This window comes from Apibacter sp. B3706 (assembly GCF_011082725.1).
Taxonomy (GTDB): domain Bacteria; phylum Bacteroidota; class Bacteroidia; order Flavobacteriales; family Weeksellaceae; genus Apibacter.
This window is the reverse complement of the sequence record NZ_CP049715.1, coordinates 1182682-1209224: the sequence shown is the minus strand read 5'-3', so window position 1 is coordinate 1209224 and position 26543 is coordinate 1182682. Positions and strand designations below refer to the sequence as shown.

Below are 26543 nucleotides of genomic sequence, written 5' to 3'. Positions count from 1 at the left end.
AATATGAATAATTTCAAAGAAGTTCAAAATTCAGCAAATTCTAATAAAATTAATACATTAATGTCTGCAATTATTGTTATATTAATATTAATTTTAACCTTGCAGGTATGGATGATGTATGGAGCATTGAACAATGCGTTAGATGACAACCAGGCGTTTGCATGGGCAACATTTGGAGGTTCGGTTTTTCTTTTCTTCTCGGCTGTCTTTTTACTAAGATATTTACCGGAACCACCTAAAAATCTAAAAAAAGATCCGAATAATAAATATGAATAAACTAGTTGATAGTTATAATCGAATTCATAATTATTTGAGAATTTCTCTTACAGACAGTTGTAATTTTCGTTGCATTTATTGCATGCCCAATGAAAAAATGCAGTGTTTGCCTTACGGAAAATTAATGAGTCCGGATGAAATTTTCAGCATAGCTAAAACGTTTACTAAATATCAAATAAATAAAATACGTCTTACCGGAGGAGAACCTTTGGTAAGACGTGATTTTGAAGAAATAGTTAAAAGGTTGTCTACTTTACCGGTAGAATTGAATTTAACAACCAACGGGGTGCTTTTACATAAGTATGCGGATTTATTAAAAGAGATAGGATTGCATACAGTAAATATCAGCATTGACAGTTTACAAGAAGAAAAATTTAAATTCCTTACAAAGCGTAATGCATTCTCTCAAGTTTGGAATAATATTTTACTTTTCGTAAACCGAGGTTTTCAAGTTAAGCTCAACACAGTATTAATGAAAAATGTTAATGATGACGAAATAAAAGACTTCATCTCATTAACCAAAAATTTTCCTATACAAGTTCGTTTTATAGAATTTATGCCCTTTAATGGAAATCAATGGGAAAAAAATAAGGTAATTACTATGGACGAAATGTTGGATGAAATAGATTCTCATTTTATTTATGAGAAAATTCAGGATCACAACCACGATACAACCAAAAAATTCAAAGTTAAAGGTTATGAAGGAACTTTTGCCTTTATAACAACCATGAGTCAACCTTTTTGTCAAGGATGTAATAGAATGAGAATTACCGCTGACGGAAAGATGAAAAATTGTCTCTTTGGTAAAGATGAATTTGATATTTTAGGAACCTTACGAAAAGGTGAAGACATAGAACCAATCATACAATCCTTTCTAAAAAACAAACATAAAAAGATGGGAGGTCAATTTGAAAATTTTGTAAAATTAAATCCCGAATATCTTAAAAACAGGAGTATGATTAAAATTGGCGGTTAACTTTTCTTTTCGATATGCTAAAAAAAACCTATTGAAACATGAATGAATTTATAACAGTATCTGAAGCGAGAACCCTTATTTCCAATGAAATACGTATTAAATGTCCCATTCGTGAGAAGAATTTGAGCGATTCTTTGCATTCGTATATAGCTAAACCGATATATGCACCCATAGACGTACCGAATTTTACCAATTCAGCGATGGACGGATACGCTTTTTGTTATCAAGATTGGATGGATAAAAATGAAATAACGGTTAAATACATCATACAAGCGGGACAAACTGAATTGCCAACTCTAAAGAGAGGAGAAGCAGCTCGAATATTTACCGGAGCAATGATTCCGATCGGCGCAGATATAGTAGTCATGCAAGAAAAAGCAACCGTTGAAAATAATAAATTAATAGTTCAAAAAGGAGAATTTCAAAAAGGAGATAACATACGCCCCCTAGGTTCTCAAACAAAAAAGGGTGAATTAGTGGCAGCAGAAAACACATTGATTACACCGGGTGTTATAGGTATGTTAGCAGGTTTTGGAATTGAAAAGGTACACGTTTTTTCTTCACCAAAAATTGGTATTATTGTTACAGGGAATGAATTAGTTACGGCAGGAACACCTTTAAAAAAAGGACAAATATATGAGAGTAACTCAATTACGCTGCAATCTGCTTTAAAAGAAATGGATATTTCAGTTGAATTTATAGTAAAAGTTTCTGATGATAAAGAAAAAACATTTCGTGAAATCCAAACAAGAATAGCTGAAGTTGATGTATTATTGCTTACAGGAGGTATTTCTGTAGGAGATTATGATTATGTAAAAGAAAGCTTAGAAAGAGCAGAGATACACCAACTTTTTTATAAAATTCAGCAAAAACCGGGTAAACCACTATATTTTGGTAAAAAAGATCAACATTATGTATTTGCCTTACCCGGTAATCCCGCATCCGTTTTAACGTGTTTTTATCAATATGTTCGTCCTTTCTTAAAAGGATTGAAAGGGGAAAATCATATTTTTAATTCCTATGAAGATGCCCAGTTGCTAAATGACTTTAACAAAAAAAATAAACTCACTAATTTTTTAAAAGGGCATTTAAAAAATGGAGAGGTAAGCATAACATCCTCTCAAGAATCCTATAAAATGAACTCATTCAGTAGCGCGAATTGTATAGTAGAAATATCGGGAGAGGAAAGAATGATCCGTCAAGGGGAAAAAGTTACAGTATGGAGAATTTAAAAATAGAAGGATATATTTGGTTAGAAACTACCCACGGCTTAAAAATAGGCAGGGGACGGGCCGAACTATTGAACAGTATTGAGGAGACCGGTTCTATAGCCGCAGCGGCCAGAGAAATCGGCATACCTTATAGAAAAGCTTGGGGAATGGTAAGAGAAATGAACGAATATTCCAATACACCGCTGGTTTTTAAAAATCTGGGAGGTAAAAATGGGGGAGGTGCTTTCTTGACTAAAGAAGGGAAAAAAATTGTGGAAGAATATAAAAAAATAAACGGACAGTTTAATTTGTTTAAAACCAAAACTTTATAACAATGGAAGCTTATATCCTTGCAGGAGGAAAAAGTACTCGCATGGGAGAGGATAAAGGTTTAAAAAAACTAAACGGAATTCCTATAATACAATACAGCATTGAAGTTTTATCCCAATGTTTTCCATCGGTTAAAATTAATACGGATAAAGAAGAATATAAACAATTCGGTTTAGAATTGGTTGCAGATAAGATTAAAAATAAAGGACCATTGGGAGGAATTCATGCAGCATTAGATTACTCAAAGAAAGATGTATTTGTTGTAAGTTGTGATATGCCTTTTATTACCCACGAAGCAATTAATTATCTAGTTAACAACCTCAGTACTAATTTAGCCACCATAGCAAGTTATAACGGAAGAATTCAACCATTGTTTGGAATTTATACTTATGATGCACTACAATTTATTGAAGATAAACTAACTGATAACCAATTAAAATTGACGGAATTTATTATAGAATCCGAATCTAAAGTAATTGACCTAACTGAGATAATTGAAAAAGATATCTTTTCAAATATAAATACCCAAGAAGAATTTAAGAAAATTGAAAAAAATTTTAAAACAATATGAATATTAAAATTTTCGGGAAATTAACCGATATTTTTCAGAATGAAAAATATCAACTAAATGATAAAGTTAATACTGTTTCAGAACTTAAAGAAATATTGGAAACTTATTTTCCTGAATTAAAATCTTTAAATTATTTGATTATTGTTAATAACCAAAATACAAAAGAAACAGACCCGATACCGGAAGGTGCAGAAATAGCTTTACTTCCGCCATATTCCGGAGGATAAAAATTTAATTTAATCAATCGATGGATTTTAAAAGATATAACAGACAAATAATTTTGTCCGGATTTGGTCTGGAAGCCCAGAATAAACTTTGTAAGTCTCGTGTATTGGTGGTGGGAGCAGGAGGATTGGGTTGCCCCGTGCTTCAATATTTAGCTTCAGCCGGAGTTGGACAATTGGGAATTGTTGATTATGATACTGTTGAATTAACCAATTTACATAGACAAATTTTATTCAAAGAAGGCGATATAGGAAAGTTTAAATCGGAAGCAGCAAAAGAAAGGTTGGAAGAAATGAACTCAACTATTAAAATTATCTCTTTCAAGGAAAAGGTTACTTCAAAAAACGTTTATAAACTTATAAATTTCTATGAAATCGTTGTAGATTGTACAGATAATTTTCAGGTACGGTACCTTCTTAATGATATTTGTACCTTAAAAAATATTCCCTTAGTATATGGAGCCATTTACCAATATGAAGGTCAAGTTTCTGTATTCAATGTGGAAAAAGATAAAATGAAAACCAATTACAGAGATTTGTTTCCTGATCCACCCAAACCTTCAGAAGTTCCAACCTGCAATGAGACAGGAGTTTTGGGCACTCTGACGGGTATAATTGGCACTATTCAAGCCCAAGAAGTTATAAAATTAATTACAGGTATCGGAGAACCTTTAGTACATAAATTAATGATATTTAACATCTTGTATTATAGTACTCGAATTATTAATTTTGCCGAGTCGGAAAAAAATTCAACTCCAAAAAATGAAGATGAATTTAAAGCAGTCGATTATGAATGTAGTTGTGGAATTTTTTCATCCGAAAATGAAATTGAAAATCTTTCCCGGTTGGAAGAAGTACTTTCCAATGAAAAATCGATACTGGTTGATGTAAGAAATGAAAATGAACTACCCAAAATTTCCGGTTTCGACTATATACAAATTCCGTTGTCTGTGATTGAAGAAAATATACCTATTCTTGAAAAATTTGACACAATTGTATTTGTTTGTAAAACGGGAATACGCAGCAGCCGAGCTGTCGAGATAGCCAAAGAATTGTTTCCCAATAAAGCTGTATGGCATATTCGAAACGGAATTGACACGATTTTTTAAATAGAAAATTATATGAAAAAAATATATCCATTTTTAGAGGGAGCTATACCCGCTGAATTTATTTCTGAAAGTATTCAAAGCCATACTCATAAAAAAGATATTGGAGGACATAGTATTTTTTTAGGACAAGTTAGAGCAGATATAGTTGAAGGAAAGGAAGTTGAAGGAATAGAATTTACCGCCTATCAAGAAATGGCCGTTGAAAAACTTTCACAACTACGGGAAGAAATATTTTCTAAATACGATTTGTTGTGCATGCATGTATATCATAGCCTCGGTTTGGTAAAAAAAGGCGGAATTTGTCTTTTTGTTTTTACATCATCTAAACATAGAAAACCTGCTATGCTGGCTAGTGACGAATTAGTTGAGAGAATAAAAAAAGAACTTCCCATTTGGGGTAAAGAAATATTTAGCGATAACAGCTACCAATGGAAAGAAAACAAACAATAAAACCATGAAAAAACCTTTAATTAGCTCTTTACATGCGGGTAAAATACAACGCTTGGCTAACACAGAATATCAAAGCGCCATTAACAAAAAAAAAGTTACCGATTCGCAAAAAGTATCCAAATTGGGATTAATTAATGATGAACAGAGTGATAAGATCAATCATGGAGGAGAAGAAAAAGCGGTACATCAATATGCCTTTGAAAATTATGAATATTGGAAAACGTCTTTGCCTGAACTTCCTTTATTAGAGAAATCAGGAGCATTCGGCGAAAATATTTCCTCATTAGGAATGACGGAAGAAACGGTTATGATCGGAGATATTTATAAAATAGGCAGCTGCGTGTTAGAAGTAAGTCAAGCCAGACAACCGTGTTGGAAATTAAATTATCATTTTCAATGCAGTGATATGTCGCTTAGAGTACAAGAAAGTTTAAAAACAGGATGGTATTATCGTGTATTGGAAGAAGGAAGTTTGAAACAAGGAGATACTATTGAGCTAATAGATCGGCCATACCCCGAGTATAGTTTAACCTATTTATTAACTATTTTATATAAAAAAGAAAATTGTTTAGATAAGGAAATTTTAAACAAATTATTAAAGATAAAATCATTAGCACTAAGTTGGAAAAAAATATTTAGCAATCGTTTAGAAAATGGAACCATTGAAAATTGGGATAAACGATTGTTTAAATAGAGAAAATTAATTATTAACTAAAATTAAATTTATGAAACACAAAAAAATTTGGTATTTGTTGTTTTTTAGTTTAGGGAGTTTAAGTCTCTTAACTGCACAGAAAATTAAAATTGACGGAGAACTGAGAACCAGAGGAGAATTAAGAAGTGGTTTTCGTAAGCCTTTGGCAGATTCTTTAGATGCTGCTTATGTGAATAACTTAAGGGTACGATTGGGTGCTACTTATTCTGAAAAAGATTATAAAGTTAAAATTACTTTACAAGATACGGAAACGTACGGATCAAATGGAATAAATAAAACCGGAAATAATTTAGGAGTATACGAAGCTTGGGCAGAATATTTCTTTACCCCTGAATTTTCAGGAGTTTTAGGACGTCAAATATTAGAATATGACGACAAGCGTCTTTTTTCATCCGGTAATTGGAGCAATACCCCTAATGCACATGACCTTTTAAAATTAAAATACGAAACTTCTAAATTTAAAGCACATGTCGGAGGAGGTTGGAACAATGCGGCAGATGTCCTTTATGAATCTGTGTATGACAAAAGTTATAAATCATTATTCTATACTTGGTTATATAAACCAATTGGAAAATTTACAGCTTCTGCCATATGGGTTAATGAAGGTTTCCAAAAAGGAGAAGTTCCTGAAGAAGTAAAAACTTCTATCTTTAGAAATACAGTAGGAGCTAACTTTGGATTAGATGATCGCAGCATTCCTTTTTCATTTTATGCAACCGGATATTACCAGTTTGGATATGACAGATCTGACAGTAAATTAGATGCTTCTTTATTAGCATTGAAAACTAAGTACAGATTCTCCGATTTCATTTCAGCTAACGTAGGGGTTGATTATTATTCAGGTTCCAAATCCATGTTATCAAAATCTAAAGATCACACCTTTAATAAACTTTATGGAGCTAACCATTCTTTTAATGGATCTATGGAGTATTGGGCAACCTTACCTAAGCAAGGGTTACTTGATTTATACGGTGGAGTGTCTGTAAAAGCAAATTCAAAATTAAGTTTTGACGGAGGATTCCATACTTTCTCAACTGCTGAAAAAATGGATAACCGAAATAACAAAGGCATAGGATCTGAAATAGATTTATTGGCAGATTATACAGTTTCTCAAACATTATCTTTACAAGCAGGTTGGAGTACTTATATGAAAAATAAGGGAACAAGAATACTAAAAGATCAATTGGGAGTTGATACCAAGTTTCCACAATGGGCTTATATCATGATTACTTTCAAACCGGTATTCTTTTCAACCAAAGCAGAAAAATAATTTTAAAAAATAAAAAAGTGGTAAATATAACGCATAAAAGTAATTCTTTACGAAAAGCCATAGCTCAAGCGGTGGTTAAGGTGGGATCTCAACAAACTATTCAAACTATTAAGGATAACAAAGTTCCCAAAGGAAATATTTTTGAAATGGCAAAAGTTGCCGGTTTATTTGCGGCAAAGAAAACAAGTGACATGATCCCTGATTGTCATCCGTTGCCCATAGAATATACTTCCATAACCTATGAAATGAAAGAGTTAGAGATTTATATTTATGCTGAAATACATACCATTTATAAGACAGGAGTTGAAGTGGAAGCTATGCATGCGGCATCGGTAGTTGCCCTAACGATGTATGATATGCTTAAACCCATTGATAAGAATGTCGAAATCCAACAAATTAAATTACTGGAAAAAAGAGGAGGAAAATCAGATAAAAGTAATTCATTTGATTTACCATTAACTGCATCCATATTGGTTTGTTCTGACAGCATTTCTAAGGGTGATAAAAAAGACCGTGCAGGTAAAGTAATTATGGAAAAACTTCAAACCATAGGAGTAGATGTTTCCGATTATGAAATTATTCCGGACGAAAAAGAGGATATACAAACCAAAATTAAAGAATATCACCGGAAAGGAGTAAATTTAATTTTGGTAACCGGCGGTACCGGATTATCTAAGAGGGATGTTACCCCTGAGGCGGTTCAACCTTTACTGGAAAGAGAAATTCCGGGAGTGGCTGAAGCGATAAGAAGCTATGGGCAAAATAGAACGCCTTTAGCCATGTTATCCAGAAGCATAGCCGGATTAATCGGAAATACTTTAGTTATTACTATGCCGGGTTCTACCAAAGGAGCAGAAGAATCTATGGATGCAGTTTTTCCTTCGATACTGCATATTTTCAAAATAATTGAAGGAGCACAACACTAAAAATTTTATATAATCATGAAACGTAAGCTAGTTTTTTTGCCGATATTACTATTTTTATTCGGCTTAATATCTTGTACAAAAGAACGTAAAGCTACTATTGCCGCTGCTGCTAATTTAAGATATGTACTGGAAGAAATTAAAGAACAATATCTTAAAGATTACCCGGGTGCAGATCTCCAAATTACTTATGGATCTTCAGGAACTCTAACCCAACAAATTATTAATGGAGCCCCTTTTGATCTTTTTATGTCTGCAGATACTAAATTTCCCGGCAAATTAGAAGATCGAGGGTTAACTTCTGCATCGGCAGTTAACTATTGTTACGGAAGAGTAGCCATGTGGAGTTCTACATTGAATTTATCGCAAGGATTGTCAGCCGTTTTATTACCGGAAGTTAAAAAAATAGCCATTGCTAACCCGGACAATGCTCCCTATGGTTTAAATTCTGTTAATGCACTTAAAAAGGAGGATTTATACGATAAAATAAGTAAACGTATTGTATGGGGAGAAAATATTAATCAGACGGCTCAATATGCATTTTCAGGGAATGCAGAAATAGGGTTTATTGCTTTATCGCTGGCCTTAGCACCTGAAATGAAAAATAAGGGGCACTATTATGTATTACCGGAAGATATATGTCCACCGATAGCACAGGCTGCCGTACTTATAAATGGGTGGGAAAAGAACGGTGAAGCCTCTCGTTTCTTGGATTATATTATCAGTTCCAAATGTGACAATATTTGGAAAAAATACGGATACGGTTTAGCAAAAAAAGATTAATTAATTGAGCGAAGATTTTATAAACACTCTTTGGCTTACAGGTAAGTTGGCAACTCTATCAACCGTTTTCTTATTGTTTATAGGGTTGCCGGTTGCCTACCTGTTGGCATATACGCATTTCAAAATAAAACCCCTGGTAGAAGCTTTGATCTGTATGCCTTTAGTTCTTCCTCCCACGGTACTGGGTTATTATTTATTGGTGGCCTTTAGTCCCCAAAACATGCCGGGCGCTTTTTTAGAGAAACATTTTAATACAAGATTAGCTTTTACTTTTGAAGGCATAATTATAGCAAGTATTATAGCAGGTTTGCCCTTTATGATACAATCTCTTCAAAATGGATTTTCGTCTCTTCCTGTAAGTTACAGAGAAGCTGCCTATACTTTAGGAAAATCCAAAACAACTACATTTTTCAAAGTTTTATTACCTAATATAAAGCCTTCTCTTATCACCGGTGTAGCATTAACTTTTGCGCATTGTATAGGAGAATTTGGAATTGTATTAATGGTTGGAGGAAATATCCCCGGAGAAACTCGTATAGCTTCTATTGCCATATACGATCAGGTACAAGCATTAGATTATAAAACCGCAAATCAATATTCATTTATTTTATTTTTAATTTCATTTATATTGCTTACTCTCATTTATAGCATTAATAAAGGTTTTAAAATTAAAACTATATAATTTTCTTAATGATATATATTGATATTGAATATAGAATTTTAACCTCAGAAGGAAGTCGTATTCTATCTGTCCAAACTGAACTTCCCGTAAATCAATTAATATGTATTTCCGGGCCTTCGGGAATAGGAAAAACTACACTTCTTAGAATGATTGCCGGTTTAACAAAACCCGATAGGGGAATAATTCAAGTAGGAGATCGCATTTTCTACGATTCTTTAAATAACATAAATTTAAGTCCGCAAAAAAGAAACATAGGTTTCATGTTTCAAGATTATGCTTTATTTCCTAATATGACGGTGGAAGAAAATATATCTTTTGCACAAAATAAAGTAAAAGATAAAGCATGGGTGGATACTCTAATTAAGTCTTATGGATTAGATGCTTTACGATATCAGAAACCTGATAAACTTTCAGGAGGACAAAAACAAAGAACTGCTCTTGCAAGAACTTTGGCTAAAAAAGCGGATCTATTACTTCTGGATGAACCTTTGTCTTCTGTAGATTCGACGATGAGGATAAAACTTCAAAATGAAATTTTAAAGGCACATGCTGTTTTTGATTCTACTACCTTAGTAGTTTCTCACGATCAAGACGAAGTTAATAAAATGGCTCAGTGTGTTTTATATATGGAATACGATCAAATTCGACTTATCAAGAATTCTTAATATTATATTATATTTTATTTTATCTTTTTGTATAAAATAAATGTATTTTTATTATAATTCGTATATTTTTTTAGAAATTTGTATCTTTGTGTGCACTAAATAAATTTTTCACAATATAATTGAAAAATTAAAACTAACTTCTAGATAAATGAAACTATTAATTTTTCTTTCTTCTTTGCCGGGATTTTTTACAATTACTTTTATTATTTTAAAAGTTATAAATATTATAGAGTGGTCTTGGTTGATAGTTTTTTCGCCTTTATGGTTTACTTTTTTATCTAGTATGATTTTTATTTTATTATTAATTTTTCATGTAAAAATTTATAAAAGATATCTTGAAAATTTTTTTAAAATAAATGATTATTAGGATTATTAGGCAAAATAATATAACGCTAAAAAACATTCTATTAAACGTAAACAATTGTCTGTATTTAACGGGGGTAAAAAATACAGTACATTACCGGTGTGAAAATAATAATTGATTGAAAACAAAATTATTGGGTTTGTAGTAAACCTGTTTTATTGTTTTTTCAAATAGCTTCTTAAAATTCTTCTTGCATCTTTGTTATCCGATTTAGGCATAATAAACGTTAACGGATCTTTTCGAGATCTTTTCGGGCAGAATCCGAATCCTTTATAAATTCCGTTTTCAATTAAAACTAATCCCTTTTCATCCTTTGTTCTTCCCGGAAGTTTTAATAATACGGTTTCTTGTGGAAAAGAATTTTTTTCTAAATATTGATGCACACGCTTGTTATAATCATCTACGGGTTCTTCATTAACGCAGGCGCCTAAACACTCGTGTAGCGTATATTGGAAACATTGAGCCTTGGATTTATACAATCCGTTTATTTTTTGGCAAAGTTTATAAGTTTCCGTAATGCGGAATAAATCTTCTTTTCCTTGCTTTAAGCTCAAGTAAGAATTAATTTCCTGTGATCGGTTATCTATCTTTTTCAATTGTAAAGATATATACCCTTCTTGAGTTATTTCGGGATATAAGCCATAATAAAAAATGCTGTGCCTTTGCGCTCTATTATAAATAGGTTTGTGGTGTTTTATTTCCTCAGATTCCATAAGCAGGGCAATTAATTCGCTTCCTGTAGGTTCATACCTGACTTTGGAAGCAAAGTTTTGTATTTTTACCGATTTACGGTCGGTACAGGTAAAATGTTGGCTTAATCTTTTTTTGATATTATTGCTTTTTCCGATATAAATCAATCGTTCTTCATGGGTATAAATATAATATACTCCCGGAACGGTGGGTAAATCGGAAACCATCTTTTTTAAATCCTCACGCATATTCACTCTGTTTTTTATAAAATTATCATCGGATGATATTTAGCCGGATCTTCCTTATACCTTAACTTGTATAAGTTCCCTCATATCGGTAGAGAAACGTTTAGAAAGTCGGGTCTGCTTCATCTTCCAAGTCCTTTTAATATCTTGACAACCCAATTTCAGTTTATCTTCATGGTATTTATGGTTCAACTTATCCATAATCTTCATAATAGGTTGGTGCTTCAGGTAATAATCCTCGTCAAACAAAGAAATTTGTCTTTCCGATTCAGGGATTAGACCGGAAACAATAACTCCTGCTTTTTTGTATTGATACCCCTTTTTATATATGGTTTCCAATGCTTTTTGAGCGCATTTACTTAACTCAATAGCTGAATTGTGGGGATTAGACAGCGTTAAAGTGACAGCGGGGTGATGTTGAATTAAATCGCCCCTATAAAAATTTGTATGCAGGAATACAGTCACATAATTACAACAACTTTGTTGTGCGCGTAATTTTTCTGAACATTTCACGGCAAAGGTAGCTATTCTTTCTTTTAAATCTTCTAGTTTGTCGGTCATGTAATCGAAGGTGCGGGTAGTGGCAATGGACTTTTTACGAGCCGGCAAATCTATATCAAGCTGAGGAATTCCCTTTAATTCATTAATCATGCGGATTCCTACTATTCCCATTTCTTGACGTATAAATGTTTCCGGAAGATTAACCAATTCATAAGCTTTACGAATACCTTTTGCCTGAAATCGTTTGTTTAATCTTCTTCCAATTCCCCATATGTCTCCAATATGCAACCACTTGAGTGCTTTTTCAATTTTTTCGGGAGAATCAATAACATATACATTATGGGTTTGCTCAGGATATTTTTTGGCTATCCTGTTAGCTACTTTGGCAAGTGTTTTAGTAGGAGCAATTCCTATGCTGGTAGGAATGCCTACACCCTTAAGTATATATTTTCTTAAATCTAAACAATGTTCCCGCAAATTCAATTGCATATAGCCGTTAAAGTTCATAAATGCTTCATCGATAGAATATATTTCAACTTCTTTGCAATAACGCCCGATGATATTCATTACACGGTTACTTAAATCACCATAAAGGGGAAAATTGGCGGAATAGAGGAATATTTGATTTTCTTCAAATACTTTTTCATATTTAAATGCAGGAGCTCCCATAGGGATGCCGAGGGCCTTTGCCTCATTGGAGCGGGCAATTACGCAGCCGTCGTTATTTGAAAGCACACAAACAGGTTTACCTGTTAAAGAGGGATTACTCACTCTTTCGCAAGAAGCATAAAAGTTATTACAATCTAATAAAGCATACATGCTATGAAAATTTTATAATAGTATGGGTAAGTATTCCCCAAATAATAAAATCTTGATCAGGAGTAACCCGGATCGGTTCGTATTCCTTGTTTTCCGGCAGGAGAATAATTTCTTTTACTATTCCTTTTTCCTTTACTACCTTTAGTCTTTTTAACGTAAATTCCCCGTCTATATAACATACGGCAATATTGCCGTTTTTAGGTTCCAATGCTTTATCCACGATAATAAGATCTCCGTTATAAATCCTCATATCTTTCATAGAATCCCCATTTACTCGTGCCAAGAAAGTGGTTTCGGGATCTCTTATTAATTCGTCGTTCAAATTAATTCGTTCCAAATGAAAATCATCTGCTGCCGAAGGAAATCCGGCTTTGATGTCTCCTGCAAACCATAAAGATAAATTATCTTTTCGCTTCATAAATGCAAATTTATTATGAATTATGTTGAAAAAGAAGCGATAAAATAGCAATTTGATTGATATTTAGATAATATCAATGATATATCCTTAATAAAATAAAGGCATATTTATGAGGTGCTAACTGTTTCAACAATCATTTATATACCGAAAGGATATAGGGATCGGATATTTACTGTTTAATTGATGGATTTCATGAATATATGCATTAAACTTTCATATATAATTGAAAATAAATCAATTAGGTTATAAAATATTTTTTAATAAATTTTACCGTACGATTTATATTAAGTTCCAATCTGAAAATAAAGTAAGTAAATGTAAAGTAGTTGCAGCTCCGGCATGTTGTCGAATCGATACCAATCTTTTATTTAAATAACTTTCACTGTTGGGATATACCTTTTCTGTTTTGAATTTGACTGAAATTTCAGGTACATTCATACCAACCGATAATAGGCGCACTAATTCCAGGTCATTATTTGTGAACTCAAATAATCCGCCTTTTTGAGATTTGTTGGAATACAGGTATATTTTATTTTCATATACATCTTCTATAGCTTTCTTTAATTCTTTTGCACTTTCTGCGCCTTTCGTTATAAAAGCATCTATATTATATTTTTCAAAAAAAGAATTAATAATAGGCTGTCTGTCTTCAATGGAAAAAACAATAATTTTAAGATCGGGAAATTCCTCTTTGGCTACTTTAATAAGTTCTTCCCCTGATGTAATGGCATGTTCTTGATTAGGGTCAAATGTTAAGTCTGTAATTAATAGTCCATAAGGTAAATTATTAGAAAAAGACTTTCGAATTTTAGAAATGGCATCGTCACAATAATTTGCTTGGTCAATATGAGGAATATTTAGTTCTTCAACTATCTTTTTAACAGCAAAATTATCGTTAGAGAAATTCTCTGCAATAAGAATCTTTTCAAACATAATAAAACTTTTTAGTGTTGTGTTGTTGTCTTTGTATTGCCTGCAAAAATAAGATTATTATTTTAAAATTCAGGGATAAAATTTCACACTTTTTTAGTAGAGATTAAAAACGAAATAAGGAAAAGGGTTTTGAGGATATCATAACAGCAATAGAAGTTAAGTCATGTTTTTAAAGATCAAGTAACTTATATATAATTATCGGTAATTTTTTACTAATTTTATTGAGATGGTATATATAAAAAATGGCAAGGCTATAAAATAGTTTTTTTATACTCTTGCCATTTATGAAATTTTTTTAAAGCTTCTAGTTATTTACTAAGAAACTGCTTATTTGCTTAATCAATTGAGTATGAATATTTGCACGCTCATTTGTATCAAATTCACAAGTAGGAACTTGATCCGGTCTGTCTTTTTTAAATAGTTCTATTGCATTTTTTCTGCAGATAGCCATAAAGCTATAATGGGTAGCATTATTCAAAACTATGTGTTTGGAAGTTTTTTCCGGTAGATATTTAGTTAAATAACCGGTTTCTAATTCTGCCGGTATTCTTTCTACAAATGGTCCGGCGGAATAGACTAAAACCGGAATTTTTATTTCCGATAAGCTGGACGGAATAAACATGCGGCCAAATCCTATATCTAAGATTACTGCTCTTTTGATACGGGGATCTTTCATGTCTTTATCTAATTTCAGAAAATCTGATCTTTCATCCAAACCTTTCATTTGCTCATTAAAAATGTCACAAGCTAACATGATGGGATATTTACGACATTCTTTTTTGAAAACTTTAGCAGAAGATTTACCGCCAATAGCTTCCACTGCAGTCCATCCTCCATAAGAATGCCCGATAATAGAGATATTATTAGCATCTATATGATCTGAAAATTGTTTAGTTTCCAATAAATAACTGATTGTACGACGAATATCTTCCGGACGGGCTAACATATCTCGAGCAAGTTGCGGATCCATATCTTGCAAGGTAGTTCCGGGATGATTAGGCATTGCCACAATAAATCCCCTTTTACTTAAAGCTGCAGCTAACCAAATATGATTATCCCAAGACCCATTCAGTCCATGAGAAAAAATAACCAAAGGAAAGCTTTTATCGGATATTTTCGCATCATAAATTACATTTTCACCGATGATATATTCATTATCTCCAATTCTTGCAATGGGATGTTTTGCCGAGGTTGGATATATCAAAGCAATTTGAAGCGGTCTTAAATAATCATTTATATTTATTTCACGGAATCCTGTTTTGTAGATATCTTTTTTAGAATTTGATAACGATTGGGCAGATAAATTAATACTATTAAGTAATAAACATAAAAAAGCTAAGATAATTTTATTTTTCATTTTCATTTTTATATATTAAATTATATTTATTCAATAATATTTATCGTAATTATTTTAATCGTATCCGGTTGGTATAAATAATTACTCCTTACTAGGCAGTATATAATGTATGCTTAATTTTAGAAATTGGTTTTATTAAAAAATCTATAACTATAAATAAGATAATACAATTTTATCATGTTAGATAAAATAAGTTTACTGACTAAATACACATTTAATCCATAGGGATTAATTTATGAACATTCATATAAATCATTTTAAAATTAAACTATTTATTACGCAATAATACATATAAATTTTAAAATTTTATTTTAAAATTAATAAAAAATATACAAGTTAAAATTTATATAATTTTATTTAATGTATTTATTTATATATTATTGATATATATATTTTTTATTTTATAGAGAAGTATTATATTTTATACATAATAATTGTTTTTTTATAAATTAATTATAAAAAAACAATTTTGTTAAATAAAAAATCAAATTATACTATTTATTATATATAAATAAATATATGTAAATAAAACTATTTTTATATTTTAAAATGTATAAATATCTTGTATATATTAAAAAAATGAAAAATAAATAAAATATTGTATATTTATTTTCATATATTTGATTTATACTAACATAAAATATAATTTAATGAAATTAATATCAAAAAGTAAGTATTTAAATTCTAAAAGAAAGACATGTTAGCGGGTAGGTTAATTCGATTAATTCAATTAAAAATTTAATTAAAAGCGTTAACAATTATTATTTATAAATAGAAGATCACATATCATGATAATATAAAGGATATATAATCAGCCATAAATTTAGTATATCCGACTTGAAATGTAAAAATTAAGTAAGACATTTATGTAGTATTGATTTGCTCATATCAGATAGAATATAGGTGATTTCAATAAGAATTATAAAAAAATAGAAATTAAATAGGTGCTATTCTTTTAAAGATAGATAATCCTAAATATAGGGAACGCAGTAGTGAATGAAACTAATTTATTTTAAAAAAATAATTACGGAAAAATTTTCCTGTTATTACTAGGATTAGATTGAATGTGTTTTTATGGCAAAAAACAGGTTCGTTAGTTAATTCATATATGGCTTAAAATAAAAAAAATACACAATGATATGAGAAAAAAATAAATAATAAATAAGAGAATCTGCTAACCACTCGAAATTCAATAAAACTAAATTTAAACTATTAAAAAATAATACTTATGAATAAAACTCAAAAATTAGGTGAATTTTTGCAAGGATTGCTATACAAAGTGGTCATATTTGGAGCAATACCACAAATAGGTGAAAAATGGAATTCTTTATTTCCATTAGAGATAGTTGCGTATGTTGAAAAAGGAGTAAAGATATTTTCAAATAAATATTTTTTATTAATAAAGAATGTAAAGAGTTTATCGCTAAAAGATTCTAACATTTAAATAATAAAAAAATGAACCCAATAAAGCCTATTTCACGACAAATTAAGGGAGTATATAGTTTTTTACAATATACCAAAAAAATAAATGCCATCCATCTCACAGTACCCGTAGATGGTACTAATCTCGTTGAGCATAGAAATAACAATACAAGAAAAAAAATTTCTTATACTGCTTATATGATATATATAATATCAGATGTATTAAGATGTTTTCCGGAACTAAATATAGCCATCAAACGCTCCAAATTTTTTCCGAAAGTGGTAGAATACGAATCCATAAATGCAAAATTTATGTTAGACAGAAAGATTAATGGAGAAAATAAGGTTATGCCTTGTGTGGTTAAAAATTCTGATAAAAAAACTCTTGAAGAAATTCAAGAAATAATAGATAAATGTAAATTTTCTGATTATAAGACTTCCATCTTTTTTAAAGAAACCAGATTAATAGAAAATCAACCTAAATATTTGAGACGTTTAATTTCTTATCTGTCATATCACAATTTAGCTAAAAGACACCGGATTCAGGGAAGTTTTATGATCACTTCGCTAAAAGATAAAGATTTAGTTACAGAAGCCCTATTTTTGAACTCAACAATGAGTATAAGTTTAGATAAGTTAAAAAATATTCCGATCATAAAAAATAATGAAAAGTTTTATAAAGTTATTATGAATTTAACCATGACTTTTGAAGAACATGTACTTAATAGTACTTTAGCAACCGATTTTATAAGTGAAATAAAGAGTAAGATTGAAAATTTTAAATAACTTTTAATAAACATTTGATCTAAACGACAACAGAAAAGAAAAAGGAAGTGAATTAGGGAAAAATTTTAATTTGGCTTAAATATTATAGTTGCATGTTGGCTAACTATTTCTACAAATTTGTTTGAAACTTTTTTCTTATAAAGAAAGATTCAAATTTAACCTTACTATAAATCTAATAATGTTATACACCCGGACGATTTATTTAGACGCCGATTTATACCTAATTATTAAATGAAAAACTAGTACAGTAGATTTCATAATGTAAACGAATTAATCATTTACTCCAATAATGAATTTTCGGCAGAATTTTTTGTTAATGAAGCAGACAACACTGAAATGTATAACTTGGTTCAATGGGAAAAAAATGGAATGCGAGTATGGGATGTAAACAAACGAATTACCCGGCCGATGTTTGAAGAGCATAATCAAAAGCACATATGCCATTATCCGGAATGGACCTTAGACAGAATTAATTTAAATCCGAGATATGCCGATGGGTATATCCAATTTCAAACAGAGGAAAAACGGCAACTATAAAAAAACATTCATCTTCACAATCGGTAAATTCTAAGTTTCCTTAGGCGTATACAACTATTAATTTTGATACAAGAATCCATCAAAATTTTGATGTTAGTGCAGTATTTTCCTTTTTAGATTTGCCGGAGAATATTTTAAAAGGATTGATTCCCTCGCTGGAGCCGCTACCGTTGGTAAATATTTTTTGTAATACCCGAATCTTATAAAGTTGCAATTCCGCTCAAGCTAAAATCATTGTTTCTTATCCTGCTGTGTTTATAGCTTTTTAACAAGATTAAATGGTAAAAAACTAGTTGTTTGAATAGTACTATGAAGCTAATTTGAACGTTATTATAAGACACAATTTAACTAATTAATAAAAAAATGAGTAATCGAAATTCTGATAAAATTTCCATCATATTAAATGAAAAAGAAGATATTATTACCCGAATAGAAACTATTAAACAATTAGATCAATCAGATTTTAAAAATTTTACTATAACTTAAATAAAGAAAATTTTACATAGAAGTCAACCGGCTCTAACTCCTAAATTATCTAATAATGATTTAGTAGAATATCAATCTTTTATAATCGAAAGTTTTCAAAATTCTATATTCTAACTTTTTGATTATAATATTGAAGACAACATCCTATGTATTTTTTCACAAGAAGAAGCGGCTAACCGATGGATAAGTAGGGGGCGTGAAAGAAACAGTCGTATTGAGCAAAAAATAGATACTATTATTTTTAAGAATTAAATATATGTTTAAAGCTAACGAATGCACTTAATCATTAGATAAAAAATTGGTAAAACCTATCAATAATAAATGACCACTAATGAAATTAAATAATAGGATCATTCAATTAAGTAAACGCTTCTTCATAAAATAATTAAAACAGCAAAACAAAAAGGAACAATTCATGGACACAAAATCACAAAATTTTGCAAAATATTGGCGTAATTCTTTAGCTGATGCCACTTTTACAAAGGGAGGATTAAATAAAAAAGATACCGAATCAATGATATTTTGTTCTAAGGAATTTCTAACGTCAGGAAAATTAGATGAGAAAAAAACTACAGAACTGTTTAAAAATGAATCATCTGATTGTAAAGTTATTGAAATTATTTTAAGACCTATAGTTTATCATCATATTACAGAACATTGTTTTGGTAAATTTAATGAAACTCCGGAATACCTTGTCCCTATATCAACTGCTGCTTTTTTGGCCAGAGACGGAAGATGTTATCCTAAAAGTGACAGTACATTTATATCTCGAGATATACTGAAACCTTTAGTTAATGGTTCCTATGCAATTGGATCCATGTATGATTTAGATGTTTATCTATCCACATATTCTATATCCGGTATAAATTATAATGAATTTGAAGATGGAGATTCAAAATTAAGTGATGAAAAATATTTTGATGCTTGGAAAAAATATTGTAATACTATCGATTCATTATTAAATACGGTGGCAAAAAAATGGATTAAAGAAAACAGATCTTATGAACGATTAGATCACAGTTATATAATAAAACAAGATCTTGTCAAAAATGCGGCAATACATATATTTCCTTTATATGAACAATTACGAAATAGCTCTAAAAGTATTCCTCTATTTGAACGTTATGCTTCTGTAGCCTCTACTCCCCAACAACCGTGTCTCGAAAGTAATAGTTTTTTTTCAAAGCGGTTGGCTCATTCAAGTAATACTTTTCCTTTAGCTCAAGCGCAACGCGACGCACTAAATCATTTATTAAATGCTGAAACCGGAGAAATTCTTGCGGTAAATGGTCCTCCGGGTACGGGTAAAACGACCCTGTTACTTTCCGTAGTTGCCTCTTTGTGGGCAATGCGAGCATTGGAAGGGTCTGAACCCCCCATTATTATTGCAGCTTCTACAAATAATCAAGCAGTGACTAATATAATTGATGCATTTGGAAAAGATTTTTCAAAGGGTGAAGGTCCTTTTTCAGGCAGATGGTTACCTAATATGGACAGTTTTGGTGCTTATTTTCCGGCTAAAAGTAAGGCTCAACAAGCTGAAAAGAATTTTCAAACTGAAAAATTCTTTAATCAAGTGGAGGACAAGGAATATTTTGAAAAAGCAAAATATTTTTATAAAGAATGTGCAGCGAAAGCATTTCCAAAGCTTGAAAGTAAAAATATAACCATAGAAGATGTCGTCAAACGATTACATAAAGAAATTCTTACGAAAACAAAACAATTAAAATGTTTGGAAGAATCATGGAACGCTTTATATAACATACGTTTGCAGGTTCATCAAGAATTGGGTAATAACCCTTATGAAAAATTAGAGCTTTATGAACGTCAAGAAAAAAATTTGAAAGAAAAGAGAAATTTATGGAGTAATATTCGATCTAAATGGGAACAATTTCAAGCTGGGGAAAATATATGGTATCAAGTTTTTTCTTGGATGCCTTTTGTAGCTAAAAAACGTATGCTTAAGGCTAAGATTTACCTTGCTGATGTGTGGGATAAAGAAGAAAAATTTCAATTTAAAACCCTTATTTCAATTTCAGAATATATTGAAAATAAAAAGGTTTCACTAAGTGAATCAATACTCGAAAATGAGAGAATTTTAGAAATTATAAAAAAATTAATACAAAATTTAGAAACCTGTTTAGCGAATTGGACTATTGCTTTAGCACCATTACATGTTACAAAGAATTCTGAGAAGGTAACACTTAATCAAGCGGATATTGAGGCGGACACTAAAATACGATTTGATATTTTTTTGTTAACGACCCATTATTGGGAAGGGCGTTGGTTAATTGAAATGGAAGATTTACTTCCCAATTTAGAAAAATGGAATAAAAAAAACGCAGAATCTGCCATAATTAAACGATGGAATCTAAGGATGAAATTGACTCCTTGTGTAGTTTCAACTTTCTATGTGCTTCCTACTCATTTTATTTATGCGGGAGCAGGTTACGTTAAAGATTATTTATATAATTTGGCTGATTTATTAATCGTTGATGAAGCAGGTCAGGTATTACCGGAAGTTGCCGGAGCTTCATTTTCTCTCAGTAAAAAAGCTCTGGTAATTGGAGATATTCATCAAATTGAACCAATTTGGTCCGTTTCTCCAAAAGTGGATGTGGGAAATTTTTTGGAGGCTAAACTTCTGAATAGTGATAATGTGGAAGACGAATATGAAAAATTAACTGATTTAGGAAAAACGGCTTCATCGGGCAGTGTGATGAAGATTGCACAAAATGCATCCAGATATCGTTATGATCCTGATTTGGAACCGGGAATGTATTTATATGAACATAGACGTTGTTATAATGAAATTATTGGTTATTGTAATGAATTGATATATAAAGGAAAGTTATTGCCAAAACGAGGAATTTCACCTAAAGACTCACTTTTTCCGGCCTTAGGATATTTACATATTGACGGAATATGTCAAGATTCGGGATCAGGCAGTCGTTATAATTTATTAGAAGCAAGAGTTATTGCTAATTGGATAATTGAAAATAAACAAAAGTTAGAACAAAAATATAATCAGCCCTTGAATGAGATTGTAGGGATTATCACACCATTTGGAGCTCAAGTTAACGAAATAAAACGGGCTATACGAAATTCTAAAGCAAATGTAAATGTAGATAAAGGTGAAGATCTTTTAACAATCGGTACGGTTCATTCTTTTCAAGGAGCCGAAAGAAAATTAATAATTTTTTCTGCCGTCTACTCTAAACATGTCGATGGGACTTTTATAGATAATCCGCCAAGTATGTTAAATGTTGCCGTATCTCGAGCAAAAGATAGCTTCTTGGTTTTCGGAGATATGGATATATTCGATCCGAAGTTAAAAACGCCAAGAGGAATTTTAGCGCGTTATCTTTTTTCTTGTGAGAAAAATAGTCTATATTTTGAATATATAGAAAGAAAAGATTTATTAGAATCAGGAAATGTTGGTTTTCAAGTTCTTAAAAATTTGAATGAACACGACTCGTTTCTTAAAAATGTAATAAATAATGCTGTCAAAGAAATTTATATAGTATCTCCTTGGTTTTCAATAAATGCCGTAAATAATAGCAATATATTGCCATTTATGGAATCAGTGATTCAACAAAAAGGCATTAAAATATCAATTTATACTGATGATGAACTCAATTTATTAGGTGATAATGAAGAAAAAAAACAATTTCTTTTTAAGCTAATAAGTAAAGGAATAAATGTTTATTTTATAACTAAGGTACACAGCAAAATTGTTATTAAAGATGAAGATTTGCTATGTATAGGATCATTTAATTGGCTAAGTGCACAAAGGAAAGGAAATTATGTAAGACATGAAACATCTTTAGTTTATCAGGGAAAAAACAAGAAATTAATTGATGAAATTAAGATTTTAAAAAATAGTATATCGGTAAGGAGTTCTTCATTCAATCAAACTTTAAAATAAATTAATAATATGAAATAAATCGGTAGAAAAATTATGTTCATTTTCCCAAATTATCGTATTAAAATTTTACTTATGAATATAAGAATGAGAAAAAAAATAAAATTTTTCTAAGCAATTAATCAATATACGGATTTTTAATATTTAAAAATTAATATGAATTATAAGTATAAAATTTAATATATAATCATCTTTAGATGACTTAAAACTCGAATTAGATTTTAAAAGATTTTTTGATTTTGCATCTTAGTATTTTAGTATTATAGATTTTATACATTTCTTTTTATTTTTTACGAGTCGTAGTGATTTAATTTTAATTTTTTAATTTTTAAAATTATCTTTTAAGTTTTATTCATTTCAGAAGTTAACTTTTTGCGTATAACGATAATATCTCTACTTGTTTGGATAAAATTATATATATAAAATTAAAAATTTAAAATAATTTATCGCCCATGTTATCTTATAAATTAAAAATTTAACTAATTGGATAAGAAGAAGAGTAACTCGATTTAATCGCGCTAAAATATATAAAGCAAATGTATGGATATGAAATATAAATTTCACTTAGTTAAAAGAAAAAAAATTTCGAATCTTTTAAAAATTTAATTAAAAAAAATAATTTTATCCTGGATTATTTTTATAATTTTATTCTAAATAAAATTTTAACTAATTAAAATTAACTATTTATGGATTTATCTGTTGGAGCAAAATTAATTGAGACTTTTAAAGATCAATTATTAAATTTAGGTAACAATATAAAAGATGAATATCTTTTTATCTATAAAAATGGACTTATAGATTATATAAATAATTTTTATGAAAAATATTCATCAATTAAAACATTTATTTATAGAGATGAAAAAGTTAATTTTTATGATATTTATTATCCGATAAAAATTCAAAATAAAAAGAAATCGATTGAGATAAATGATTTTGATGAAATATTTGAAAATTATCAATATTTAACAATAATAGGTAATGCCGGAAGTGGTAAAAGTATGTTAACAAGACATATTTTTCTATTATCAGCAGAAAATTGTAAACATATACCGATTATTATAGAATTGAGAAATCTAAATAATTGTAAAGAAACAATTGAAGAATATATTACTAGAATTATATCACAAAATAAAATATCTCCTAACCATAAAATTACAGAAAGAATTTTAAAAGAAGGTAATTTCATTTTTTTATTAGATGGTTATGATGAAATTTATTCAGAAAATAAAGACAAGATTACAACAGATATTGAAAATTTTGTAGACAGATATAACAAAAATGTATTTATCGTAACCTCACGACCGGGGGCCAATGCGGAATCTCTAACAAGATTTGATAATTTTGAAGTACAATCTTTAAAAGGGGGAGACATACATGAATTTATAAAAATGCAACTAAGTTTACAAGAAAATGATGAGTTAGAAAGAAAAATTATTTATGAAATTAATAAACATGAAAATGATGAGTATAGAGAATATTTATCTAGTCCACTGTTATTATCAATGTTTATTTTCACATTTAATAATTATCCGGAACTCCCTAAACAAAGAAGTAAATTTTATTGGAATGTTTTTGATACGTTGTGTAGTAAGCATGATTCTTTTACTAAAGCAGGGGGATGGCAACATGAACGAAAGTCCGGTTTAAAAAATGATGAATTAGAAACAATATTAAAGTGGTTTTCTTATTTTTCTTTACTTGAAGGAAATTATAATTTTGATGAAAAATATTTAAGTGATTTATTAAAAAAAATTAGTACTAAACTGAGTATACATATTGATTTTGATAATGTTCTGTACGATCTAACCACATCTATTTCAATTATAATAAAAGATGGCATAGAATATACTTTCCCTCATAAATCTTTGCAAGAATATTTTGCAGCATCTTTAATAAAATCTCTTGACAATGATCAAAAAAATAAAATATATACAGAAAGGTTCTCAAAATTTTTTGATTTTAGTAGTGGAGGTAATACAAACTTTTATAAATTATGTTATGAATTAGATAAAGTTAATTTTTTGAAATTTTTTTTAATTCCTCAGTTAAAATTAGCTTTTCCTGAAAATAAAAATGATAAAAATGAAATATTTAATATAATTTGTGATAAGATTTGTTTAAATTTTCTATTTATTAGAAACGAATATGAAAAAATTGAATCTGGATTAATCCATTTTTCATCTACAAAATATAATGATTTATTTTTCAACGCACCTGAAATTGATAAGATAATGTTAAAATTCCCCGATATATTACAAGAAAATTTCATAACATTTTTAAAAAGATATTCTCACAATGAGAAACGACTTAAATATTTTGAAAAGCATACTTTTAGTGTTAAGCTTGAAGATATTAATCACATGGATCAGCAAGTTGTTGACTTTATAAAAATACATGGAATTATAGATGTAATATATAATTGTTATACTGAAATTTGGAACTATATTGAAAAATTAGAACAAGAAATAGAAAAAGACGAAAAAGGAATTTCAGAATTACTTGACATTTTATAATATTTCATCTAAAATCATTTAAATTTTTTTAGGTAAGTAAAAATAGAATAATTGAAACGTCTTAGATAAAAAACTAATCAATAAATAATAAAACAAAAAAATCCTTACAACTTTGTAAGGATTTTAATTTTAATGTGGTCCCACTTGGGCTCGAACCAAGGACCCTCTGATTATGAGTCAGATGCTCTAACCAACTGAGCTATGGGACCGCTGCTGCTTTGCGTTTGCAAATATAGTTATTTAATTTATTACTGCAAATTTTAAATACAAAAAATAAAGGCTATTTATACAATAAATAGCCTTTGTACTTTAGTATCAGGTAAATAAAAAATTATTTTCCTAAATAAGATTTTAAAATTTTACTTCTACTGGTATGTTTTAATCGGCGAATAGCTTTTTCTTTTATTTGTCTAACCCTTTCACGAGTAAGGTCAAAAGTTTCACCAATTTCTTCTAAGGTCATCGGATGTTGACCGCTTAAACCGAAATATAAACGGATTAAATCGGCTTCTCTTTGAGTTAAGGTAGAAAGAGATCTTTCAATTTCAATCTGAAGAGATTCCAACATCAATTCTTTATCAGGACTTGGAGATTCACCCGAACGTAAAACGTCGTATAAATTAGAATCTTCCCCTTCCACTAAAGGAGCATCCATAGATAAGTGGCGACCTGAATTTTTCATGGATTCTTTAATATCGTCCTCACTCATATCCAATACCTCACTTAATTCGGCAGCAGAGGGTGCCCTTTCATGTTCTTGTTCAAGATGGGCATATGCTTTATTAATCTTATTAATAGAACCGATTTTGTTTAAGGGCAGACGTACAATTCTGGATTGTTCTGCTAATGCTTGAAGTATGGATTGACGAATCCACCAAACAGCATAAGAAATGAATTTGAAACCTCGGGTTTCATCAAAGCGTTTAGCCGCTTTAATTAATCCTAAATTTCCTTCATTAATTAAGTCAGGTAAACTAAGTCCTTGATTTTGGTATTGTTTAGCCACAGAAACAACAAACCTCAGGTTTGCTTTAGTTAATTTTTCCAAAGCCACCCTGTCACCCGCTTTAATACGCTGTGCCAAATCAACTTCTTCATCAGCAGTAATTAGATCCACTTTTCCAATTTCTTGTAAATACTTGTCAAGAGAGGCTGTTTCTCTGTTCGTTACCTGCTTAGTAATCTTTAATTGTCTCATTTAATAGTAACTCTTTTTATCTTAAACAAAAGTAGATGAACTGTTTACTCACCTACAAATTATACTTACTTATTTATATATACGAAAATTACTTGTAAAAGGTTACAATACCTGCATTAATTTGTGAATATTTCGAATAATCTTGTTAAATTGCAAAGAATAAT

Annotated in this window: 26 protein-coding genes and 1 tRNA gene; 20 read left to right on the top strand and 7 right to left on the bottom strand. The window is 30.0% G+C overall.

The window, feature by feature from the left end; genetic code table 11:
- Positions 1-3: 3 nt before the first annotated feature.
- From G8C41_RS05475 to G8C41_RS05410, 14 genes are read left to right on the top strand one after another with little or no spacing between them, the layout of a single operon-like run.
- Complete coding sequence (locus G8C41_RS05475) at positions 4-276, top strand: DUF6755 family protein (protein ID WP_105297392.1); 273 nt, start codon at positions 4-6, stop codon at positions 274-276.
- The gene (moaA, locus tag G8C41_RS05470; protein ID WP_166006563.1) at positions 269-1252 is read left to right on the top strand and encodes a GTP 3',8-cyclase MoaA; all 984 of its coding nucleotides are present in this window, start codon (positions 269-271) and stop codon (positions 1250-1252) included. Before G8C41_RS05475 ends, moaA begins: the two co-directional genes overlap by 8 nt.
- 38 nt (positions 1253-1290) lie before the next feature.
- Positions 1291-2484, top strand: coding sequence for a molybdopterin molybdotransferase MoeA (locus tag G8C41_RS05465; RefSeq protein ID WP_166006561.1), 1194 nt, complete (start codon positions 1291-1293; stop codon positions 2482-2484).
- Positions 2472-2795, top strand: a complete 324-nt coding sequence (locus G8C41_RS05460) for a winged helix-turn-helix domain-containing protein (RefSeq protein ID WP_160567461.1) — start codon at positions 2472-2474, stop codon at positions 2793-2795. Before G8C41_RS05465 ends, G8C41_RS05460 begins: the two co-directional genes overlap by 13 nt.
- A gap of 2 nt (positions 2796-2797) precedes the next feature.
- Positions 2798-3364, top strand: coding sequence for a molybdenum cofactor guanylyltransferase (locus G8C41_RS05455; RefSeq protein WP_166006559.1), 567 nt, complete (start codon positions 2798-2800; stop codon positions 3362-3364).
- Complete coding sequence (locus tag G8C41_RS05450; RefSeq protein ID WP_160542287.1) at positions 3361-3591, top strand: MoaD/ThiS family protein; 231 nt, start codon at positions 3361-3363, stop codon at positions 3589-3591. The genes G8C41_RS05455 and G8C41_RS05450 overlap by 4 nt, the downstream gene beginning before the upstream one ends.
- 20 nt (positions 3592-3611) lie before the next feature.
- A complete protein-coding gene (moeB, locus tag G8C41_RS05445; protein WP_166006557.1) occupies positions 3612-4697 on the top strand; it encodes a HesA/MoeB/ThiF family protein in 1086 nt (361 codons plus the stop codon).
- Between the two features lie 12 nt (positions 4698-4709).
- Positions 4710-5147 carry a molybdenum cofactor biosynthesis protein MoaE gene (locus tag G8C41_RS05440; protein ID WP_166006555.1) on the top strand — a complete coding sequence of 146 codons (438 nt, stop codon included), beginning with the start codon at positions 4710-4712 and terminating at the stop codon, positions 5145-5147.
- Positions 5148-5151: 4 nt separating this feature from the next.
- The gene (locus G8C41_RS05435) at positions 5152-5841 is read left to right on the top strand and encodes an MOSC domain-containing protein (protein WP_166006553.1); all 690 of its coding nucleotides are present in this window, start codon (positions 5152-5154) and stop codon (positions 5839-5841) included.
- 31 nt (positions 5842-5872) lie between these two features.
- Positions 5873-7132 (top strand): alginate export family protein, encoded by a 1260-nt coding sequence (locus G8C41_RS05430; RefSeq protein WP_166006551.1) that lies wholly within the window; start codon positions 5873-5875, stop codon positions 7130-7132.
- Positions 7133-7149: 17 nt separating this feature from the next.
- A complete protein-coding gene (moaCB, locus tag G8C41_RS05425; protein WP_105298130.1) occupies positions 7150-8058 on the top strand; it encodes a bifunctional molybdenum cofactor biosynthesis protein MoaC/MoaB in 909 nt (302 codons plus the stop codon).
- Between the two features lie 15 nt (positions 8059-8073).
- Positions 8074-8838 carry a molybdate ABC transporter substrate-binding protein gene (gene modA / locus G8C41_RS05420; RefSeq protein WP_105297402.1) on the top strand — a complete coding sequence of 255 codons (765 nt, stop codon included), beginning with the start codon at positions 8074-8076 and terminating at the stop codon, positions 8836-8838.
- A gap of 4 nt (positions 8839-8842) precedes the next feature.
- Positions 8843-9520 (top strand): molybdate ABC transporter permease subunit, encoded by a 678-nt coding sequence (gene modB, locus G8C41_RS05415; RefSeq protein WP_166003392.1) that lies wholly within the window; start codon positions 8843-8845, stop codon positions 9518-9520.
- Positions 9521-9528: 8 nt separating this feature from the next.
- Positions 9529-10185, top strand: coding sequence for an ATP-binding cassette domain-containing protein (locus G8C41_RS05410; RefSeq protein WP_166006549.1), 657 nt, complete (start codon positions 9529-9531; stop codon positions 10183-10185).
- A 519-nt stretch (positions 10186-10704) separates the two neighbouring features.
- Here G8C41_RS05410 and G8C41_RS05405 read toward each other — a convergent pair.
- The 5 genes from G8C41_RS05405 to G8C41_RS05385 all read right to left on the bottom strand — a co-directional run bounded on the left by G8C41_RS05405 (position 10705) and on the right by G8C41_RS05385 (position 15512).
- Complete coding sequence (locus G8C41_RS05405) at positions 10705-11487, bottom strand: GIY-YIG nuclease family protein (RefSeq protein ID WP_160542279.1); 783 nt, start codon at positions 11485-11487, stop codon at positions 10705-10707.
- A gap of 54 nt (positions 11488-11541) precedes the next feature.
- The gene (locus G8C41_RS05400) at positions 11542-12804 is read right to left on the bottom strand and encodes a Y-family DNA polymerase (RefSeq protein ID WP_166006547.1); all 1263 of its coding nucleotides are present in this window, start codon (positions 12802-12804) and stop codon (positions 11542-11544) included.
- Position 12805: 1 nt separating this feature from the next.
- Positions 12806-13222 carry a LexA family protein gene (locus tag G8C41_RS05395; protein WP_105297408.1) on the bottom strand — a complete coding sequence of 139 codons (417 nt, stop codon included), beginning with the start codon at positions 13220-13222 and terminating at the stop codon, positions 12806-12808.
- Positions 13223-13501: 279 nt separating this feature from the next.
- The gene (locus G8C41_RS05390; protein WP_166006545.1) at positions 13502-14155 is read right to left on the bottom strand and encodes a response regulator; all 654 of its coding nucleotides are present in this window, start codon (positions 14153-14155) and stop codon (positions 13502-13504) included.
- A gap of 304 nt (positions 14156-14459) precedes the next feature.
- Entirely contained in the window at positions 14460-15512 is a 1053-nt protein-coding gene (locus G8C41_RS05385) for an alpha/beta hydrolase family protein (RefSeq protein WP_166006543.1), read from the bottom strand.
- Between the two features lie 1228 nt (positions 15513-16740).
- Between G8C41_RS05385 and G8C41_RS05380 the strand changes: the two genes are divergently transcribed.
- The 6 genes from G8C41_RS05380 to G8C41_RS05360 all read left to right on the top strand — a co-directional run bounded on the left by G8C41_RS05380 (position 16741) and on the right by G8C41_RS05360 (position 25181).
- The gene (locus G8C41_RS05380; protein ID WP_105297411.1) at positions 16741-16956 is read left to right on the top strand and encodes a hypothetical protein; all 216 of its coding nucleotides are present in this window, start codon (positions 16741-16743) and stop codon (positions 16954-16956) included.
- Between the two features lie 11 nt (positions 16957-16967).
- On the top strand, positions 16968-17720 hold the full coding sequence (locus tag G8C41_RS05375) for a 2-oxo acid dehydrogenase subunit E2 (protein WP_105297412.1): 753 nt from the start codon (positions 16968-16970) through the stop codon (positions 17718-17720).
- 336 nt (positions 17721-18056) lie between these two features.
- Positions 18057-18257, top strand: coding sequence for a hypothetical protein (locus G8C41_RS05370; protein ID WP_166006541.1), 201 nt, complete (start codon positions 18057-18059; stop codon positions 18255-18257).
- Positions 18258-18620: 363 nt separating this feature from the next.
- Positions 18621-18743: a hypothetical protein gene (locus G8C41_RS10155; protein ID WP_255466912.1), complete on the top strand. Its 123-nt coding sequence runs from the start codon at positions 18621-18623 to the stop codon at positions 18741-18743.
- A gap of 415 nt (positions 18744-19158) precedes the next feature.
- Positions 19159-22671 carry an AAA domain-containing protein gene (locus G8C41_RS05365; RefSeq protein WP_166006539.1) on the top strand — a complete coding sequence of 1171 codons (3513 nt, stop codon included), beginning with the start codon at positions 19159-19161 and terminating at the stop codon, positions 22669-22671.
- 683 nt (positions 22672-23354) lie between these two features.
- Entirely contained in the window at positions 23355-25181 is a 1827-nt protein-coding gene (locus G8C41_RS05360) for an NACHT domain-containing protein (RefSeq protein ID WP_166006537.1), read from the top strand.
- A 135-nt stretch (positions 25182-25316) separates the two neighbouring features.
- On the opposite strand, the gene G8C41_RS05355 is transcribed toward G8C41_RS05360, so the two are convergent.
- Together G8C41_RS05355 and G8C41_RS05350 are read right to left on the bottom strand one after the other, a co-directional pair.
- Positions 25317-25390 (bottom strand) — tRNA-Ile (locus G8C41_RS05355).
- A gap of 122 nt (positions 25391-25512) precedes the next feature.
- Positions 25513-26379: an RNA polymerase sigma factor RpoD/SigA gene (locus G8C41_RS05350; RefSeq protein ID WP_055425808.1), complete on the bottom strand. Its 867-nt coding sequence runs from the start codon at positions 26377-26379 to the stop codon at positions 25513-25515.
- Positions 26380-26543 lie beyond the last annotated feature (164 nt).

Excerpts from the sequence above, each read along its gene's own strand:
- G8C41_RS05475 (WP_105297392.1), top strand. The coding sequence starts at position 4 with ATGAATAATTTCAAAGAAGTTCAAAATTCAGCAAATTCTAATAAAATT.
- moaA (WP_166006563.1), top strand. The coding sequence starts at position 269 with ATGAATAAACTAGTTGATAGTTATAATCGAATTCATAATTATTTGAGA.
- G8C41_RS05465 (WP_166006561.1), top strand. The coding sequence starts at position 1,291 with ATGAATGAATTTATAACAGTATCTGAAGCGAGAACCCTTATTTCCAAT.
- G8C41_RS05460 (WP_160567461.1), top strand. The coding sequence starts at position 2,472 with ATGGAGAATTTAAAAATAGAAGGATATATTTGGTTAGAAACTACCCAC.
- G8C41_RS05455 (WP_166006559.1), top strand. The coding sequence starts at position 2,798 with ATGGAAGCTTATATCCTTGCAGGAGGAAAAAGTACTCGCATGGGAGAG.
- G8C41_RS05450 (WP_160542287.1), top strand. The coding sequence starts at position 3,361 with ATGAATATTAAAATTTTCGGGAAATTAACCGATATTTTTCAGAATGAA.
- moeB (WP_166006557.1), top strand. The coding sequence starts at position 3,612 with ATGGATTTTAAAAGATATAACAGACAAATAATTTTGTCCGGATTTGGT.
- G8C41_RS05440 (WP_166006555.1), top strand. The coding sequence starts at position 4,710 with ATGAAAAAAATATATCCATTTTTAGAGGGAGCTATACCCGCTGAATTT.
- G8C41_RS05435 (WP_166006553.1), top strand. The coding sequence starts at position 5,152 with ATGAAAAAACCTTTAATTAGCTCTTTACATGCGGGTAAAATACAACGC.
- G8C41_RS05430 (WP_166006551.1), top strand. The coding sequence starts at position 5,873 with ATGAAACACAAAAAAATTTGGTATTTGTTGTTTTTTAGTTTAGGGAGT.
- modA (WP_105297402.1), top strand. The coding sequence starts at position 8,074 with ATGAAACGTAAGCTAGTTTTTTTGCCGATATTACTATTTTTATTCGGC.
- G8C41_RS05410 (WP_166006549.1), top strand. The coding sequence starts at position 9,529 with ATGATATATATTGATATTGAATATAGAATTTTAACCTCAGAAGGAAGT.
- G8C41_RS05405 (WP_160542279.1), bottom strand. The coding sequence starts at position 11,487 with ATGCGTGAGGATTTAAAAAAGATGGTTTCCGATTTACCCACCGTTCCG.
- G8C41_RS05400 (WP_166006547.1), bottom strand. The coding sequence starts at position 12,804 with ATGTATGCTTTATTAGATTGTAATAACTTTTATGCTTCTTGCGAAAGA.
- G8C41_RS05395 (WP_105297408.1), bottom strand. The coding sequence starts at position 13,222 with ATGAAGCGAAAAGATAATTTATCTTTATGGTTTGCAGGAGACATCAAA.
- G8C41_RS05390 (WP_166006545.1), bottom strand. The coding sequence starts at position 14,155 with ATGTTTGAAAAGATTCTTATTGCAGAGAATTTCTCTAACGATAATTTT.
- G8C41_RS05385 (WP_166006543.1), bottom strand. The coding sequence starts at position 15,512 with ATGAAAAATAAAATTATCTTAGCTTTTTTATGTTTATTACTTAATAGT.
- G8C41_RS05380 (WP_105297411.1), top strand. The coding sequence starts at position 16,741 with ATGAATAAAACTCAAAAATTAGGTGAATTTTTGCAAGGATTGCTATAC.
- G8C41_RS05375 (WP_105297412.1), top strand. The coding sequence starts at position 16,968 with ATGAACCCAATAAAGCCTATTTCACGACAAATTAAGGGAGTATATAGT.
- G8C41_RS05370 (WP_166006541.1), top strand. The coding sequence starts at position 18,057 with ATGTATAACTTGGTTCAATGGGAAAAAAATGGAATGCGAGTATGGGAT.
- G8C41_RS10155 (WP_255466912.1), top strand. The coding sequence starts at position 18,621 with ATGAGTAATCGAAATTCTGATAAAATTTCCATCATATTAAATGAAAAA.
- G8C41_RS05365 (WP_166006539.1), top strand. The coding sequence starts at position 19,159 with ATGGACACAAAATCACAAAATTTTGCAAAATATTGGCGTAATTCTTTA.
- G8C41_RS05360 (WP_166006537.1), top strand. The coding sequence starts at position 23,355 with ATGGATTTATCTGTTGGAGCAAAATTAATTGAGACTTTTAAAGATCAA.
- G8C41_RS05350 (WP_055425808.1), bottom strand. The coding sequence starts at position 26,379 with ATGAGACAATTAAAGATTACTAAGCAGGTAACGAACAGAGAAACAGCC.